The sequence below is a fragment of the Hydrogenophaga sp. PBL-H3 genome (assembly GCF_010104355.1).
In the GTDB taxonomy this organism is placed as follows: domain Bacteria; phylum Pseudomonadota; class Gammaproteobacteria; order Burkholderiales; family Burkholderiaceae_C; genus Hydrogenophaga.
On sequence record NZ_CP044972.1, the window covers coordinates 1,189,405 to 1,206,375 of the forward strand.

General features: G+C 67.7%; 16 protein-coding genes and 1 riboswitch. Of the genes, 7 read left to right on the forward strand and 9 right to left on the reverse strand.

Annotated features, from left to right (window positions below; all coding sequences use genetic code 11):
• The first annotated feature begins 60 nt into the window (after positions 1-60).
• Complete coding sequence (locus F9Z44_RS05780) at positions 61-531, forward strand: helix-turn-helix domain-containing protein (RefSeq protein ID WP_159604354.1); 471 nt, start codon at positions 61-63, stop codon at positions 529-531.
• A 10-nt stretch (positions 532-541) separates the two neighbouring features.
• Here F9Z44_RS05780 and thiC read toward each other — a convergent pair whose 3' ends face one another.
• Positions 542-2,449 carry a phosphomethylpyrimidine synthase ThiC gene (thiC, locus tag F9Z44_RS05785; protein WP_159604356.1) on the reverse strand — a complete coding sequence of 636 codons (1,908 nt, stop codon included), beginning with the start codon at positions 2,447-2,449 and terminating at the stop codon, positions 542-544.
• A gap of 121 nt (positions 2,450-2,570) precedes the next feature.
• Positions 2,571-2,685, reverse strand: a riboswitch (TPP riboswitch).
• 120 nt (positions 2,686-2,805) lie between these two features.
• Here thiC and F9Z44_RS05790 point away from each other — a divergent pair.
• From F9Z44_RS05790 to F9Z44_RS05805, 4 genes are read left to right on the forward strand one after another with little or no spacing between them, the layout of a single operon-like run.
• Complete coding sequence (locus F9Z44_RS05790) at positions 2,806-3,960, forward strand: imelysin family protein (RefSeq protein WP_159604358.1); 1,155 nt, start codon at positions 2,806-2,808, stop codon at positions 3,958-3,960.
• Complete coding sequence (locus F9Z44_RS05795; RefSeq protein ID WP_159604360.1) at positions 3,957-5,393, forward strand: di-heme oxidoreductase family protein; 1,437 nt, start codon at positions 3,957-3,959, stop codon at positions 5,391-5,393. Before F9Z44_RS05790 ends, F9Z44_RS05795 begins: the two co-directional genes overlap by 4 nt.
• Entirely contained in the window at positions 5,393-6,469 is a 1,077-nt protein-coding gene (locus tag F9Z44_RS05800) for an imelysin family protein (RefSeq protein ID WP_159604362.1), read from the forward strand. Before F9Z44_RS05795 ends, F9Z44_RS05800 begins: the two co-directional genes overlap by 1 nt.
• Positions 6,453-7,574: a DUF1513 domain-containing protein gene (locus F9Z44_RS05805; RefSeq protein WP_236574271.1), complete on the forward strand. Its 1,122-nt coding sequence runs from the start codon at positions 6,453-6,455 to the stop codon at positions 7,572-7,574. Before F9Z44_RS05800 ends, F9Z44_RS05805 begins: the two co-directional genes overlap by 17 nt.
• 7 nt (positions 7,575-7,581) lie before the next feature.
• Here the strand turns inward: F9Z44_RS05805 and F9Z44_RS05810 are convergent, their stop codons facing one another.
• Both F9Z44_RS05810 and F9Z44_RS05815 read right to left on the reverse strand, forming a co-directional pair.
• Positions 7,582-9,612 carry a spermidine synthase gene (locus F9Z44_RS05810; protein ID WP_159604366.1) on the reverse strand — a complete coding sequence of 677 codons (2,031 nt, stop codon included), beginning with the start codon at positions 9,610-9,612 and terminating at the stop codon, positions 7,582-7,584.
• 44 nt (positions 9,613-9,656) lie between these two features.
• Positions 9,657-10,451: an alpha/beta fold hydrolase gene (locus F9Z44_RS05815; RefSeq protein ID WP_159604368.1), complete on the reverse strand. Its 795-nt coding sequence runs from the start codon at positions 10,449-10,451 to the stop codon at positions 9,657-9,659.
• A gap of 190 nt (positions 10,452-10,641) precedes the next feature.
• Between F9Z44_RS05815 and F9Z44_RS05820 the strand changes: the two genes are divergently transcribed.
• Positions 10,642-11,283, forward strand: coding sequence for a hypothetical protein (locus F9Z44_RS05820; protein WP_201450014.1), 642 nt, complete (start codon positions 10,642-10,644; stop codon positions 11,281-11,283).
• A gap of 30 nt (positions 11,284-11,313) precedes the next feature.
• Positions 11,314-12,240, forward strand: coding sequence for a S8 family serine peptidase (locus F9Z44_RS05825; RefSeq protein WP_159604370.1), 927 nt, complete (start codon positions 11,314-11,316; stop codon positions 12,238-12,240).
• Between the two features lie 11 nt (positions 12,241-12,251).
• Here the strand turns inward: F9Z44_RS05825 and F9Z44_RS05830 are convergent, their stop codons facing one another.
• From F9Z44_RS05830 to F9Z44_RS05855, 6 genes are all read right to left on the reverse strand, one after another.
• The gene (locus F9Z44_RS05830; RefSeq protein ID WP_159604372.1) at positions 12,252-13,037 is read right to left on the reverse strand and encodes an amino acid ABC transporter ATP-binding protein; all 786 of its coding nucleotides are present in this window, start codon (positions 13,035-13,037) and stop codon (positions 12,252-12,254) included.
• Positions 13,038-13,056: 19 nt separating this feature from the next.
• Positions 13,057-13,713, reverse strand: coding sequence for an amino acid ABC transporter permease (locus tag F9Z44_RS05835; RefSeq protein ID WP_159604374.1), 657 nt, complete (start codon positions 13,711-13,713; stop codon positions 13,057-13,059).
• On the reverse strand, positions 13,710-14,357 hold the full coding sequence (locus F9Z44_RS05840; RefSeq protein ID WP_159604376.1) for an amino acid ABC transporter permease: 648 nt from the start codon (positions 14,355-14,357) through the stop codon (positions 13,710-13,712). The genes F9Z44_RS05835 and F9Z44_RS05840 overlap by 4 nt, the downstream gene beginning before the upstream one ends.
• 13 nt (positions 14,358-14,370) lie before the next feature.
• Entirely contained in the window at positions 14,371-15,216 is an 846-nt protein-coding gene (locus F9Z44_RS05845) for a transporter substrate-binding domain-containing protein (RefSeq protein WP_159604378.1), read from the reverse strand.
• 174 nt (positions 15,217-15,390) lie between these two features.
• A complete protein-coding gene (locus F9Z44_RS05850; protein ID WP_159604380.1) occupies positions 15,391-16,158 on the reverse strand; it encodes a hypothetical protein in 768 nt (255 codons plus the stop codon).
• Positions 16,155-16,961, reverse strand: coding sequence for an N-acyl homoserine lactonase family protein (locus F9Z44_RS05855; RefSeq protein ID WP_159604382.1), 807 nt, complete (start codon positions 16,959-16,961; stop codon positions 16,155-16,157). Before F9Z44_RS05855 ends, F9Z44_RS05850 begins: the two co-directional genes overlap by 4 nt.
• Between the last annotated feature and the right edge of the window lie 10 nt (positions 16,962-16,971).

Here is a 16,971-nt window from a genome sequence, read left to right on the forward strand (position 1 = left end):
GCTACTGGAGGCGGCAGCGCCCGGTCGCTCAAGCGGTGTTTGATGCCGTACCATGACCGCATGACCACCTTTGCCGATTCCCTCAAGAAAGAAATCGCCCGCGTGGCGCGCAAGGAACTGCGCGACGAGATCGGCGCCTTGCGCAAGGTGTCCTTGCAGCAGCGCGCCGACATCGCGGCCCTGAAGAAGCAGCTCAAGGCCCTGCAGTCCCAGCTGAACCACCTGGCCAAGGCGCGTGTCGAGCCCGCACGGGAAGCACCGCGCCCGGCCAGCGCCGAGAGCGTGGTGGTTCCCCGTGGCAAACCCGGGCGCAAGGTGGTGTTCACCGCGGAGCGTCTGAAAACGCAGCGCGCCCGGCTCGGCCTCACGCAAGAACAGATGGCCAGGTTGCTGGGCGTCTCGTCGCTCTCCCTCTGGAAGTGGGAGTCGGGCGGCGCCGTGCCTCGCGCCTCCCGGGTGCCCAGGATCCTGGAGCTCCTGGCCCTGGGCAAGCGCGAAGCGTTGGCACGGGTGGCGCCCGACGCTTCTTGAGGCACGGACCTCAGACCTTGCGGGTCAAGGTGACCACCGGCACATAGAACTCGCTGCCCGCGGCCTTGAACTCGGCCGACTTCGCGGCCATGCCCCGAGCGAGCGCGTCGGCCTCGCTCAATCCCTGTTTCTCCGCGTAGTCGCGCACGTCCTGCGTGATCTTCATCGAGCAAAACTTCGGCCCGCACATGCTGCAGAAGTGCGCCTCCTTGCTGCTGTCCTTGGGCAAGGTCTCGTCGTGGAATTCGCGCGCGGTGTCCGGGTCCAGGCCGAGGTTGAACTGGTCGTGCCAGCGGAACTCGAAGCGCGCCTTGCTCATGGCGTCGTCGCGCGCGCGGGCGCCCGGGTGGCCTTTGGCGATGTCGGCCGCGTGGGCCGCGATCTTGTAGGCGATCAGGCCTTGCTTCACGTCGTCGCGGTCGGGCAGGCCCAGGTGTTCCTTGGGCGTCACGTAGCAGAGCATGGCCGTGCCCATCCAGCCGATCATGGCCGCGCCGATGGCCGAGGCAATGTGGTCGTAGCCCGGTGCGATGTCGATGGTGAGCGGGCCCAGTGTGTAGAAGGGTGCCTCCTGGCAGTGCTTCAGCTGCTCGTCCATGTTGGCCTGGATCAGGTGCATGGGCACGTGGCCCGGCCCTTCGATCATGGTCTGCACGTCGTGCTTCCACGCGGTTTGCGTGAGTTCACCGAGTGTCTTGAGTTCGGCGAACTGCGCCTCGTCGTTGGCATCCGCCGCACTACCGGGGCGCAGGCCGTCGCCGAGCGAGAAGCTCACGTCATACGCTTTCATGATCTCGCAGATCTCGTCGAAGTGCGTGTAGAGAAAACTCTCGCGGTGGTGCGTGATGCACCACTTGGCCATGATCGATCCACCGCGCGAGACGATGCCCGTGCGCCGGTTGGCGGTGAGGTGGATGAAGGGCAGGCGCACGCCGGCGTGGATGGTGAAGTAGTCCACGCCTTGTTCGGCCTGTTCGATCAGGGTGTCGCGGTAGATCGCCCAGGTCAGGTCTTCAGCCACGCCACCCACCTTCTCCAGCGCCTGGTAGATCGGCACCGTGCCGATGGGCACCGGCGAGTTGCGCACGATCCAGTCGCGCGTGGTGTGGATGTTGCGGCCGGTGGAGAGGTCCATCACGTTGTCCGCGCCCCAGCGGATCGCCCAGACCAGCTTGTCCACCTCTTCTTCGATGCTGGAGGTCACGGCCGAGTTGCCGATGTTGGCATTCACTTTCACCAGGAAGTTGCGCCCGATCGCCATCGGCTCGACCTCGGGGTGGTTGATGTTGGCCGGGATGATGGCGCGCCCGCGGGCCACCTCGTCGCGCACGAACTCGGGCGTGATCAGCGCCGGGATGCGCGCACCCATGGGGTTGCCGCGCAGGCGGGTTTCGCGCGCCGCGTCACCCAGGTACTCGGCCATCCATTCGCGTTTGCCGTTCTCGCGCACCGCCACATATTCCATCTCCGGCGTGACGATGCCGCGGCGCGCGTAGTGCATCTGCGTCACGTTCATGCCATTGCGCGCTCGGCGTGGTGTGCGCTGCAGGCCGGCGGCCTGGGCGCGCAGCGCCTCGATGCGTTCGATGGTGGTGCCGTTCTGGCGCGCTTCGTCCTTCACACCGTCGTCCAGCGCCTGGCGGGCGCGACCGGTGTAGGCCTCGGTGTCGCCGCGCGCGTCGATCCACGCGCCGCGCACATCGGGCAGGCCCCGCGTCACGTCGATCATGGCCGTGGGCTCCGAGTACGGGCCCGAGGTGTCGTAGACCACCACGCGTTCGCCGTTGGTGAGCGCGATCTCGCGCATGGGCACCTGCACACCGGGCTGCTGGCCGGGCACGTAGAGCTTGCGGGAGGCTGGGAAAGGCTCGCGGCTGAGGGCCAGCGTCGAGACGGGGAGTTGATCGGGGGCATTCATGGTGGCGGTCTCCGGTTCCGGTGGATGGGCAGTGATTGCTCCGGAGGACCGCCCCATGGACCGCGAAGGCAGGTGAAGCTCCGCCTCCGAGTCAACGGAGGGAGGGTCTCACCCACATGCCGCGTGGGGCATGCGCTCTTCTTTCGCCGGTACTAACCGGATCAAGTTCACGGGTTTGGCTGGTCAGCCATCTCAGCGCCCGGCCTTTTCAGGCCGGTGCACCCCGGAGCAGGGGGGAGTGTATGCGGCGTGAGCCTGGTCCATCCTTGCCACGGGCTCAAGTATTTATGCAAATCATTCGCATTTGCGATAATCTCGCGAACAATCCTTTTGACCCCACCACGCGAGCCCCTCCCATGCACCTCAAAGCCACCCTGGCCGTTGCCGTTCTCACCCTCGCCTTGTCCGCACAAGCCCAGACTGCAGCCACTCCGAGCACCGTGGCCTCGCACTACGCCACGCTGGTGCACGCCAACTACGAGGACGTGCTGACCTCGGCGCGCACGATGCAGGACGCGATCCGGGCGTTCACCGCCGCGCCCTCGGCCGACACGCAGGCCGCTGCGCGCAAGGCCTGGCTGATGGCACGCGAGTTTTACGGCCAGACCGACGCCTTTCGCTTCTACGGCGGCCCGATCGACAGCGACAACGGTCCCGAAGGCCGCATGAATGCCTGGCCGATGGACGAGTCGTACGTGGACTACATCAACGGCAAGAAGACCGCCGGCATCGTCAACAACCGCAAGCAGCCCCTGACCAAAAAGGCCCTTGCCGCCCTCAACGAGCGCGGCGGTGAGGAGAACATCGCCACCGGCTGGCACGCCATCGAATTCATGCTCTGGGGCCAGGACCTGTCGGAATCCGGCCCGGGCAACCGCAGTTTTGAAGACTTCGTGGACGGCAAGGCACCCAACGCGGACCGCCGCCGCCAGTACCTCACGGTGATCACCGAGCTGCTGGTGGACGACCTCGCCAGCCTGGTCAAGGCCTGGGCGCCGGGCCAGAAAGCGAACTACCGCGCCGGGTTTGAAAAAGGCGGCAACGAGTCGCTGCGCAAGATGTTTGTCTCGCTGGGCTCGCTCTCGCGAGGCGAACTCGCTGGTGAACGGCTCGAAGTGGCCCTGGCCAGCCAGGACCAGGAGGACGAACACAGCTGCTTCTCGGACAACACGCACCGCGACGCCGTGACCAACGCCAAAGGCATCGAAAACGTGTGGCTGGGCCGCTTCACCCGTTTGGACGGCAGCACGCTGCAGGGCCCCGGCCTGCGCGATCTGGTGGCCGCGAAAGACCCGGCGCTGGCGGAGAAGACCACCCAGCAGATCAACCGCTCGCTGACGGCCGCCGAGGCCATTCCCGCGCCGTTCGACCGCGCCATCGTGGGTGCGAAGAACTCGCCGGGTCGCCAGAGCATCGAGAAGACCATTGCCAGCCTGATCGCCCAGACCAACGACCTCGTGGCAGCCGCCACCGCGGTGGGCATCACCAAACTCAACCTGGCCAAACCATGAAGCGCGCTGGGTGGTGGGCGCTGGCGCTCGGAGGCGCCGCGTTGCTGTTCGCAGTGCATGCCCGCTTGCAGGCGGCGCCCGGGCCTGGTGATCCGCTGGGCGAGAAACCCGGAGGCGACACCACCGTGCAGGCCAACGGCAAGAACGCGTTCTCATTCCCCGCCGCCAACCTGTCGGACGAGGAACGCACCCGGTTTGTCATCGGCAATTCGTTCTTCAAGCGCAACTGGGTCGAGGCACCGGCCTCCACCACGGCGCGCGATGGTTTGGGTCCGCACTTTCTGGCGCGTTCCTGCGCTGGCTGCCACCTGTTCGACGGCCGTGGTGCGCCGCCGGCTTTCAGCAGGGGCTTGTCGGCCGAACAGCCCCTGGCGCTGCTGATCCGCCTGTCCGTGCCGGGCACCGGCGCGCACGGCGAACCGAAACACGAGCCGGTGTATGGCGAGCAGTTCAACACCGCCGCCGTCCAGAACGTACGGCCCGAAGGCGAGGTGCGCATGCGCTGGACGCCGGTCCCCGGCCACTTTGCCGACGGCACGCGCTACACCTTGCAGCAGCCCCACTACGAGCTGCGCCAGCTCGCCCACGGTGCGCTGGACCCCCGGACGATGACGAGCCCGCGCGTGGCACCGCAGGTGATGGGTGTGGGCCTGCTGGAATCGATCGCCGAGGCCGACATCCTGGCCAATGCAGAACGCCAGGCCGCCCAGCCCGGCCCCATCAAAGGCCAGCCCAACCAGGTTTGGGACGCCTTCGCGGAACGTGTCATGGTCGGGCGCTTCGGCTGGAAGGCCAATGTGGCCACGCTGGCGCACCAGACCGCCGGTGCGTTCAACGGCGACATCGGCATCACCTCGCGCCAGTTCCCCAGCGAGACCTGCACACCAGCGCAGACCGACTGCCTGCAGGCGCCCAAGGGCTCGAAGGCGGGCCAGCCGGAGGTGGACGACGAGACCCTGGGGCAGGTCGTTTTCTACCAGGCCACGCTGGCACCGCCCGCCCGCCGCAACGCGCGCGATCCGCGGGTGCTGCAGGGTCAGCAGCTGTTTGCGCAGGCGCAATGCGCCGCCTGCCACCGGCCTTCGTACACCACGGCCGAAGGGCCGTTTCCCAGGCTCACCAGCAAGGCCCTTCAAGGCCAGACCATCTGGCCGTACACCGATCTGCTGCTGCACGACATGGGCGAGCGCCTGGCCGATGGACGTCCCGACTTCCTCGCCAGCGGCCGCCAGTGGAAGACGCCCGCGCTGTGGGGCATCGGCCTGTTCAAGGACGTCAACGGACACACGCGGTTGATGCACGACGGGCGCGCCAACGGCGTTCTGGAAGCCATCCTGTGGCACGGCGGCGAGGCCGAGGCCAGCCGCCAGCAAGTGCTGCAGATGAAGAAGCCCGAGCGCCAGGCGCTGGTTGAATTTGTGGAGTCACTCTGATGAGCAAGCACCGAATCCTGATCGGCCTGACCATCGCGCACGCGCTGGTTTCCACGGCCATGGCCCAGACCACCCCACCCGCCGAGCCCGTGGTGGCCTTTCCTTACTACAACGCGGCGCACGCCATGCAGGGCCTGCACCAGCGGGTCCTGCTGCCCCGCGCGCAAGCCTTTGTCGATGCATCGCAGGCGCTGGCCCGCCAGACCGACGCCCACTGCTCGGCCGCCGGCAGCGCTCCCCCGCTGGCGGCCGTGCGCCAGCAGTGGCAGGCCACCTTGCAAACCTGGGAAGCCTTCTCCACCGTGGCCACCGGCCCGGTGCTGGAACGGCGCTCGCAGCGCCAGATCGACTTCTGGCCGGTGCGTCCTTCGCTGATCCAGCGGGCGATCGCGCGCGAACCGCAGGGCGAGAAGGCGATGGAACTGGTGGGCACGCCGGCCAAGGGCCTGCCCGCGCTGGAATGGCTGCTGTGGACCCAGCCGGTGCGGCCCGGCACACCCGCCTGTGCCTACGCCGGTGAGGTGGCCCAGGACATCGTGCGCGAAGCCAGCGCCCTGCTGCAGGCCGAGACCGGCGCAGCCGCCCTGGACTGGGCCGAAGACGAAGCGGCAGCCAGCAAAGGCCTGGCCGAATGGGTGAACCAATGGATCGGTGCGCTGGAGCGGCTGAGCTGGGAGCAGATGCAGAAGCCGGTGAAGGCCGCTGCGCCGGGCGAACGCCCGGTCTACGCCCGCAGCGCCAGTGGCAGCGACGCGGCGAGCTGGAAGACCCAGTGGCGCACGCTGCGCGAACACGCCGGCCTCACGCCCGAGCAATACCGTGCGCCGCCAGTGCCGGGCCAGTCGTTGGTGTCGATCGAGGCCTTGTTGATCGGCAAGGGACACCTGGCGCTCGCGGCCCGCTGGAGCAAGGCACTGGACCAGGCCAATCTTGCCATGGCGGACGCGGACCCCGCCCGTCCGGCCGGTGTTTTGACCGCCGCGCAGTCGCTCAAGTCGCTTGAGAAGCTGCTGCAGGGCGATGTGGTCAGCTCGCTGGACATCTCACTGGGCTTTTCCAGTGCCGACGGCGACTGAAGCGGTGGACCACCAGCGCCGCCGCTGGCTGGGTGCCCTGGCGTTGGGCGGCTTGCTGCCCGCGCTGGGCCGTGCCGCCGGGTCGGAACCAGGCGCAGCGCAGTTGATCGCGGCGTGGCAGAGCGGCGACGAACACCGCATCGGGCTGATCGATCTCGCCGATGGACAGGCCTGGGTGCATCGTGAACTGCCCGTGCCCACCCGGGCGCACGGCCTGTGCGTCGAGCGCGGCGGCAGCGTCCTGGCGATGGCGCGCCGCCCGGGCGACTGGCTGGTGCGGTGGCACCCTGCCAGCGGCGCCACGCAGTGGCGCTGGATCGAGGACGACCGCCGCTTCAACGGCCATGTGATGGCCAGTCCCGACGGCGAGACCTTGTGGACCACCGAGACCGATCTGGACACCGGGGAGGGACGGCTGGCGGTGCGCGACGCCCGCACCCTGGCCAAGACCGGCGAGTTCGCCACCCACGGCATGGACCCACACGAGATGCTGGTGTTGCCCCGCGCGGTGGGCGTGGTGCCGGCCGGCAGCCTGCTGGTGGCCAACGGCGGAATCGCATCGCGACCCGAAACCGGGCGCGCCAAGCGCGAACTGGAGCGCATGGATCCCTCGCTGGTGGCGCTGGACGGCGCCAGCGGGCGGGTGCTGGGCCAGTGGCGCCTGGGCGATCCGCGCTTGAGCATCCGCCACCTCGCGTGGGACCCGGTTTCGGCCTGCGTGGGCATCGCCTTGCAGGCCGAACACGATGACGTGCCAGCGCGCCAGGCCGCTCCGGTGCTCGCGGTGTGGAACGGCCGTGAGCTGCGAGCCGGCCAGGCACAACCCGCGCTCGCCGGCTATGGCGGAGACATCTGCGCGCGCGCCGTTGGTGGGTTTCTGGTGAGCTGCACGCGTGCCCATCAGGTGGCGCTGTTTGGAGGCAGCGGCCAGTGGCAGAGCAGCATCGCACTCGATGAGGCGTGTGCGCTGGGTGAGGTGGCGGGCCGGTGGTGGGCCGCCGGGCGTTCGAGCGCCCTGGGCGGCGCCGAACTTGATGGCACCCGCCAGACGACCGGGCTGCCGGCGGGTTGCCGCATCGACAACCACTGGCAGGCGTTCGTTTAGTCCACGTTCAGATCAGGATGTCGAACAGGTTCGAGAACGTGTCCGTCCAGGGCCGGAAGCCAGGCCGTGGCTGCAACACCTGAGCGCCTTGCAGCGAAGGCGGCAGCGCAGCGGCTTGCGCTGCATTCACAAACACCACCCAGGTGGAGCGCCGGCAGAACGGGTCGCCGTGGCCGCTGGGCAATTCGAGCAGCAGCGCCACCTTGCCCACGTGTTGCGCGGCTGCGGCCATGACCGGGCGCAGGTCAAGGTAGGTGTTGGTGATGTGCACCGCCAGCAGACCGTCGGGGCGCATGTGGCGCATGTAGGCGTCGAACGCTTCCAGCGTGAGCAGGTGGGTGGGAATGGAGTCGCCCGAAAACGCGTCCATGGCCAGCAGATCAAAGGCTTGCGGTGCCTCGCGCTCCAGCATGAGGCGGCCGTCGCCCAGCACCGGCACGATGGTGGCTGCGCTCTCCTTCAGGTAGGTGAAGTGCTTGCGCGCCAGGTCGAGCACCTGGTCGTTGATCTCGTACATGCGCATCTCGTCGCCCGCGCGGCCGTACACCGCAAGCGTGCCCGCGCCCAGGCCCACCACGCCGAGCTGGCGTGGGCGGTCGGTGGGCAGGCTTTGCAGCGCGCGACCGATGCCGGTGCGTTCGCAGTAGTAGGCGGTGGCGCGTTTCGGGTGGTTGAGGTATTGCTCGCCGTGCGTGATGCTGCCGTGCACCATGCTGCGCACAGGGCCCAGGCCGTCTTCGTCCACGCTGTCTTCAATGCGGGTCTGGCTGTAGAAGTTGCGCACCACCTCGGTGTAGCCCTGCACGTAGTCCAGCGAAATGCTGGACAGGCGCGCGCCATAAAGCAGCAGCGCCAGCAGCAAGGCACCGCGCAGCCAGCGCGGCCGCTTGGCCCGCAGCTCGGGCCAGAGCACCAGCACCACCAGCAGCGCGCAGAGAAACAGGCCCAGCGGCAGCTCGAAGTAGGCGTTGAAGATCACCGGCGCCACCAGGCCCACGAACAGGCCACCCAGCGCACCGCCCACCGAGAGCATGAGATAGAACAACGTGAGGTGGCGCAACGGTGGGCGCCGGCGCACGAGCTCGCCGTGGCAGACCATGCAGAACACAAACACCGCTGCGCACAGCAGGCCCACGAGCACGGGCACGTCCAGGCCTTCGTTCATGGCGAAGTCCAGCGCCACGAAGGCCAGTGGCAGGGCGATGAACAAAAAGAACGGGCGCACGTAGTAGCGCGGTGCGTCAAAACACAAGATGAAGCTCAGCAAATACAGCGCCAGCGGCAGCACCCAGAGAAAAGGCACGGGAGCCACGTCTTGCGTGAGGTGGCGCGTGATGGCCAGCAGCAGCATGGAGGCGGTGGCGGCCAGGCCCACCCACATCAGGCATTCGCGCCAGCCGGGGCGGGGCGCGTCTTCCAGCGGCGGGGTCTGGGTGGCCGAGGCACCGCTGTGCCGCCGCACCGTGTAGGCCGCCGTGGCCACGCACACCAGCACGAACAGCGCATAGCCGGTCGACCACACCCAGGCTTGCGGCTTCACCGCCAGCAGCGGCTCGACCAGCACCGGGTACGAGAGCAAGGCCAGCATGGACGCCAGGTTGGACAGCGCATACAGCCGGTAAGGCTGAACGCCCTGGCTCACGAAGCTGCGCGCATACCAGGCTTGCATGAGCGGGCCGGTGGTGGAGAGCAGCAGGTAGGGCACGCCCACGGTGGTGGCCAGCACACCGAGCACGCTCCAGGTCGGGTAGGCCTGCGCGTCGAGCTTCCACGACGGGTCGGCCACCACCGGCAGGGTGGCCAGGCTGATCAGCAGCAGCACACCGTGCACCCAGGGCTGGCGCCGGGCGCTGACCTTTTCGTGCAGCAGGTGCACATAGGCGTAGCCCAGCAGCAGCTCCACCTGGAAGAACACCATGCACAACGTCCACACCGAGGACGAGCCACCGAACCACGGCAGGATCATCTTGGCCACGACGGGCTGGATCTGGAACAGCAGGAAGGCGGAGAGGAAAACCGTGGTGGCGAAGAGGGGCATGAGAAAGCGTGGCTGGCCTGGGATGCTGGAGTATGGCCGCGCGCTCAGGCGTGGCGTTGCAGAAACGCTTCAATCGCTTCGTTCACCGGCTCCGGGTGCGTGATCGGCCCCATGTGGCCGAGCTTCTCGAACACCTGGTGTTCGACCCGCGGCAACACGCCCAGCAGACGGCGGGCCACGCCCTGCGCCGACGCTGGCGAGCGACCGCCCGTCATGAGCAGCACCGGAACGTCAAGGCTGGCAAAGGCCGCCAGTGGCGTGGGCTCGGTCATCAGGGCGTGACCCCAGCGGCGCACGTTGACAGTGGAGTTCGCGATCGCCGGCTGCCGCTCTGGCGGCGTGGCATCCCAACTGCCGGGACCCATCCAGTAGTCGATGAAGCACTTCGCGGCCAGGTTCTTGTCGCCCGCGTCCAGCGCGGCTGCAGCGGCCGCCACGGTGTTGCGGATGCCGTCGGCTTCGTTGGGCGCCGGGCCGTCCGCTTCGATCAACGAGAACATCGTGGGCTCGTACAGCACCAGGGCGCGCACGCGCTGCGGCTGCTGCAGCGCGGCGCGCAGCGCCACAGCCGCACCATAAGAGTGGCCGACCATGCCGAACGGCTCGCCAGCACTGGCCAACACCGGCGCCAGAAACGCCACCTCGTCGGCCAGGCTGATGGTGCGGTCCGACGACCACTCGGGGCTGGAGCCCGAGCCGTACGAATCGGGTGCCAGCACGCGGTGGCTGGGTGCCAGCCGGGCCATGAGGGCGCGCCACTGACCACCGTGACTGGCGTTCGAATGCAGACAGACGACGGCCGGGCCGGTGCCGGCTTCGCGGGTGTGGGGCTGGGCCATGGGTGTTCCAGGTCGTTGGGACTGCCCGATGGTACCGAGCCGACGCGGGTTTGCGTGAAGCACGACACACCTGCCTGTGTTGCGTGGAGGGGCCGGCTCAACAAGGCTCAAGCCTGACCGTGGATGGTCGAAAGACACGACAACAAGCGAACCGCCAGAGCCGGTTTGCGCGAGTCGACTGCTTCAGCCCATGGCCACCTTCCGCTACCGATCCGAGAAGCCCGCGTCGCGACCCGTCGCCGCAGGGGTCTGTGCCTGGCTGCTCGCCGGCGTGTGCGGTTCGACCCAGGCCGCCGGCTGGAACGAGCCCGGCTGGGCCGGTGCCGCGCTGGCCGCACCCGGCACCACCAGCCTGATCGAGGTCCAGCAAGGCACGGACCTGTCCCGCCGCGTCCGGGGACTGCGCGGCCAGGGCTTCGAATCGGCGGGCGGTGAACAGGTGGCGTTTTCGGCCTGGTACGAATCGAACTGGACCGACATGCGCGTGACCTGGATGACCCCGCTCTCGGCCAGCACCGGATTCATCTGGGGCCTGGGCACGGGCGAGCATGGCCGCAAGTACAGCATTGCGCCGAGCCTCAAGATCGGCTTCATCCACCAGGCGCGCATCGACCGCCGCACCCTGCTCACGCTGCGCGCCACCACCACGCTGGGTGGGCGCCTGCGCGAAAAAACCTGCACCGCCGACTACGGCGACATCGGTGGCGTCCAGACCGTGAACTGCCGCCTGGCGGCCTCCACGCTGGAGCCCGCCGAGACGCTGCGCTACCTCTTCAACGCCAAGTCCAGTGAACGCCACCAGCTGTCGGTGTCGTTGAACCACGCGTTCTAGCTTCCTCCTGTCCACCACCGAAAGACGCCCATGAAACAACACGCCCCCCTCGCACTCGCCATCTGTGGCGCGCTGAACGCTGTCCCGTCCCTGGCCCAGGAAAGCGAGGCCACTGTCGACTCCTCACTGGCCGCCTCGGCCGTCACACCCGGCTGGATGAGCAAGGAGGTGGGCGATGCCTGGGCCAAAGGTTACAAAGGCAAGGGCGTGACCATCACCGTGGTCGATGATTTCAAGAGCAGTTCACTGCTCGGCGGCAATCTGGGCTCGGGCAGCCAGAAGTTGCGCCACGGGCAATGGACCACCCTGGAGGCCGGCATGATCGCGCCGCTGGCCGGCGTGGCCACGCAGGACTTCAACAGCGGCACCACCGTCAAGCTCTACAAGGGCCTCAACGTGCTCAACCTGAGCTACGGGATGATGGCCGCTGCTGGCTACACCGCCAGCCAGATTCGCTGGAGCGCGCAGGAAAGCTCGATCATCAGCTACGCCAAAAGTGGCAGCGCGGTGATTGCCAAGGCCGCGGGCAACGACGGCATTGCCGTGCTGGGCAAGAACGCCCGTGGCCAGACCGACTACCTCAACCTGGCCCTCAAGGGCACCGGCACCGCCATTTACGTGGGTGCGCTCAACACCAACGGCACCACCGCCGCGCCCGCGACCCTGGCCTCGTACTCCAACACCGCCGGACTGGATGCGGCGGTGCAGAAACAGTTTCTGGTGGTCGGCGTGGAAGGCAGCAAGACCGGTCTGTACGGCACCTCTTTCGCCGCGCCCGTGATCACGGGCTATGCCGCCATCCTGGGCAGCAAGTTCACCAGCGCCACGCCGCTGCAGGTGACCAACCAGTTGCTCAACACCGCGCGACAGGACACGGTCAAGGGTTACCAGGCCCAGTTGCATGGCCGCGGTGAGGCCAGCATCACGCGCGCGCTGGCACCGGTGGCCATCCGGTAGCCCCCGGCGGATCAGGCCGGCAGGGAAGTTCGTCCTTCCGAGAACCGCTGCAGGAACTGCCGGCCGCGCTCGGTGCTGGGCGCATCAAAGAACGCATCGGGCGAGCCGGTCTCCACCACCACGCCGTGGTCCATGAAGACCACGCGGTGAGCGGCCTCGCGGGCAAAGGCCATCTCGTGCGTCACCACCACCATGGTCATGCCCTCGGCGGCCAGGTCGCGCATCACGGCCAGCACCTCGCCCACCAGCTCGGGGTCGAGCGCGCTGGTGGGCTCGTCGAACAGCATCAGCGCGGGCTTCATGGCCAGCGCTCGCGCAATGCCCACGCGCTGCTTCTGCCCGCCCGAGAGGCGCGCGGGAAACACGTCGCGCTTGTCGAACAGGCCCACGCGCTGGAGCAGCGCTTCGGCCTCGGCGCGCACGGCGTCTTTCGGGCGGCGCTGCACGTGCACCGGTGCCTCCATCACGTTCTGCAACACGGTCAGGTGGGGCCACAGTGCGAACTGCTGGAACACCATGCCGATGCGCGTGCGAACCTGCGCGAGCTGTTTGTCGTTCATGACCACACCGCCCGAGGTGATGCCGATGGGCTGGCTGTCGATCAGGATGCGACCGCTGTCGGGGCGCTCCAGCCAGTTGATGCAGCGCAAGAGCGTTGACTTGCCCGAGCCCGAAGGGCCGAGCAGGCAGACCGTTTCGCCCGGTGCCACCGAGAACGAAATGTTGTCGAGCACGCGCAGCTTGCCGAAACTCTTGCTGAGTGACTGGACACTGAGGAGGGGGATGCGTGTGGGCATGGTGTGGGCAGGTGGTGAATCAGCGCCGCGCCTCGGCCAGGCGGCCCACGCTGGCCACGCCGGCTTCCACCACCAGGCACAGGGCCCAGTACAGCAGCACGGCACTCAGGAAGGCGGCGAATGGAATGAAGTGGCGCGACTGGATCGAGCTCACCGCGTGGGTGAGTTCGGGCAGCGTGATGATGGTGAGGAAGGCGCTGTCCTTGATGATCTGGATCAGCTGGTTGCCCAGCACCGGCGCGCTGGACAGTGCCAGCGGCGGCAGCACGATGCGCCGGAACAGGCCAAAACCGCTGTAGCCAAACGCCACGCCGGCCTCGATCGGCGCACGCGGTTGCGCAGCCCAGGCCGCGCGCCATATTTCGGCCATGTAGGCCGCGTGGTACAGGCTGAGTGCAAAGAGGCCTGCGCTCCAGGCATCGAACTGCAGGCCCAGCGACGGCAGGCCGTAGTAGACGATGTAGGCGAACAGCAGAAAGGGTGTGCAGCGCGCCAGATCGACCAGCGCCTTGGCCGGCAGCGACAGCGCGCGTTTCGGCGACATCAGCAGCATGGACAGCAGGGCACCCAGAAAGAGCGCCACCAGACCCGCCAGCACCGAGAGCAGCACGGTGTTGCCCAGGCCCGAGAGCAGCAAACCGCGCTCGGACCACACGGTGGCGAAGTCGCGCATCATGCGGCGGCTCCCGCCAGCAGCGTGCGCCGCTCCACCCAGCGCTGCACGCTCACCAGCGCATAGACGATGGGAATGTAGATCGCCAGCGCCACCAGGAACGGCGGCAGTGGTTCGTAGGTCTGTGCGCCGATGCGCACGGCCGCGCGCGTGATGTCGACCACGCCCACCACCGCCAGCACCGGCGTGAGCTTGACCAGTTGCGACATCTCGTTGATGAGGCCGGGCAGGGCGGTGCGCCAGACCTGCGGCAGCACGATGCGCCGAAAGCGCAGCGTCTGGCCCATGCCGACCGATTGCGCGGCCTCGATCTGGTCTTTGGGCAGATCGAGCAGCGCCGCGCGCCACACCTCGGCGTTGAAGGCGGCGGTGTTGAGCACCAGCGCGATCAGGCCCGCCTGCACCGGGCCAACCGACAGGCCTGCGGTGGGCAGCGCAAAGAAGATCAGCAGCACCAGCGTGACCAGCGGTGTGGCGCGCAGCAGGCTCACGTAGATGGCCACCACCGTGCCCAGCAGCGGTACCCGGGCCCAGCGCACCAGCGCCAGACCCAGCCCCAGCGGCAGGCCCAGTGCGATGCCGGCGATGGACAGCAGCAGCGTGGTCAGTGCGCCGCTGAAGATCGACAGGACATCGGCATGAGTCATGTGCTGAACGGTGTCACTGCTCGGGCGTGTAGCTCACCGGCAGCGTGAACGCTTCGCCGAACCACTTCTTCTGCAGGCCGGGCATCACGCCGTTGGCCTTTTGCGCGGCGATGAAGTCGTTCATGAACTTCTGCAGGTCGGTGTTGCCCTTTTTCACTGCCCAGGCCGGGTACGAGTTGCCCGAGACTGGCTGACCCAGTTCGAACACGTTGGGGCGCTCGGCCACCAGCGCCTTGAGGTTGATGACGGTGTTGACCACGAAGTCGGTGCGCTTGAGCGCGAGGTCCTGGTAGGCCTCGGGGTACGAGGCGTATTCCACGACCTTGCCGAGCTTGCCGCCTTCTTTGGCCAGCATGGCCTGCAGCTCGGGCAGGCGGCTCAAAAACGCGCTGCCGGTCTGCACGCCCACGGTCTTGCCATTGAGGTCCTTGATGCTTTTGATGCTGCTGTCGTCCTTGCGTTTGACGTAGTAGTGCGTGGCGTCGGCAATGGGGCTGGTGAAGTCGAGCGATTGCGTGCGCTCCTTGGTCATGAGCACGGCCGTGATGGCGATGTCGTACTTGCCGGTGGCCACGCCGGCCAGGATGCCGGGCCAGGGCAGGATCTCCTGGCGGATCTCGAACGGCGCGTATTTGCGCAGCGCGTCGACCATCTCGTTGTTGAAGCCGGTGGGCTTTCCGTCTTTCACGAACTCAAACGGGCGGAAGTCGTCTTCGGTGACCACGGTCATGTAGCCGCGCTTCTTGATCTCGTCGAGGTTGGCGGCGTGTGCGGTGCCCGCGGCACCCCAGAGGGCCGGGGCCAGCAGGAGCGCGGCGAGCACGCCACGGCGGGTGGAGGAAGCAAGGTGTCTGGACATGGTGAGATTCCTGAAGGAGGTGGGAGGAAGAACATGAACGCTGCCTGGAAAGCGCAAGGAGCGTGCCCGGTCGAGCCCCTGAAAATCCGCAGAACGAGAGACACGGCGGCGCCACCGGCCGCAAGCCCGGTGCATGGGAGTTCGAGCGCACTTCAGCGGTGCGGCGCGAGTGCCTCAGTCCGGTGCGGGCGCGGCGTGCCACTCCAGCACCTGCCAGCGCCGCGGCAGGTGTGTGCTCTCGACCACAGCCAGGTGTTCGCTCTCGCGTTCCACATGCAAGCCTGGCGCCTGCCCTTCGAGGGACGGCAAGGTGGCGCGCTCGACGGTCCACACGCCATGCTCCAGCACACCGAAGCTGATCTCGAAGTCGAGCAGGGCTTCGGCCTGCCGGGGATGGCGGGCCACCGTGTCGGCCAGGGTGTCATCGGGTGCGATCTCAAGGGGCCATGCGGTGCTGCGTGGCCGCAGGTGCATGAGGTAGCGCCCGGCCACCAGCAAGCGATCGTTGGTGGGCGCACCGTTGGCGTCGAGCGCTGCCAGTGCGATGCGCCTGCCCGTGGAGCCGGGCAAGCGTTCCCAGACCTCGAAATACCGACCGTGGATGCCCGTCTCGTGCACACAGTCGGGTGACTCGAACACCATGTGGCCAGCGTCCGGCGTGCTGCGTGGCGGCTGCAGGTCGATCTGGCGTTGCCAGGTGCAGACCTCGGCGTGGTCGGCGCTGGGGCGGGTGATGAGCGTGATGCCGCCAAAGCCCTGCTGCTCGGCGCGGCCAGCGGGTGTGCTGCGGTCGGCCTCAAGCGGCACGCGCAGGTCGCCGTGGCACAGACCGGTCTGCAGCCAGCGCACCCAGGTGGTGGTGTCGCGCAGCGTGGGGGTCTGCAAAAGGGTGCGTTGCCACACACCGTGGTAGCGGTCGGGAACTGGATCGGAAAGGTTCATGTGATGGCGTTCGGGAAGACGGGCAACTGCCGGTAGAAGGCCATGTCGTGGTTGGGCCAGAGCTGGGCGCCGGTATCAATGGCCAGCGCCTTGAGCTTTCGGATGCTCTCCACAGCCTGCTGTTCGCGGCCCTGCCACAGCGTGCCGGGCGCCACTTCGTCGTCGATGTTCTCCTGCAGGTCGGCCGCATCACCCGCCAGCAGCACCGGCGCGCCGGTGGGCAGTTCGATCAGCATCGACATGTGACCGGCGGTGTGGCCCGGTGTGGCCACGGCCTGCACGCCGGGCAGCACGCTGTACTCGCCGTGCTTCAGGCAGAACTGGAAGGCACGGCCTTCGTCGTCGAGCAGGTCGTCCTCGAACACCGCGCCGTCCAGGCCGCTGCAGGCGGCGTTCCATTCGTCGCGCTGCAGATGGATCTCGGCGCCGCAGCCGCAGCGTTTCAACTCCTTCAGTCCACCGGCGTGGTCGAAGTGCAGGTGGCCGATGAAGATCACGTCCACATCGCTCGCGCTCAGCCCCAGGCGCGCGAGGTGGTTCGGTATGCGGTGCTCCTCGCGCATGTCGGGCGCACCCATCTCGAAGGTCGCGGGGTTGTAGTGGCGCTCGCGCAGCGAAGGCGTGTGGATCTTGGCGTGGTCGCAGCCCACGTCGTAGAGGATGCGGCCGTGTTTCGTTTCGATGAGGTAAGCGAGGATCGGCGCCTCGATGGTCTGACCACGGCCTCGGTTGAAGGTGGAGATGGCCTTGTCGTAGCGGTGGGTGGCGGTGAGCAGCGGCCAGATGCGAAGTGCCTGGGTCATGGTGGTTCCC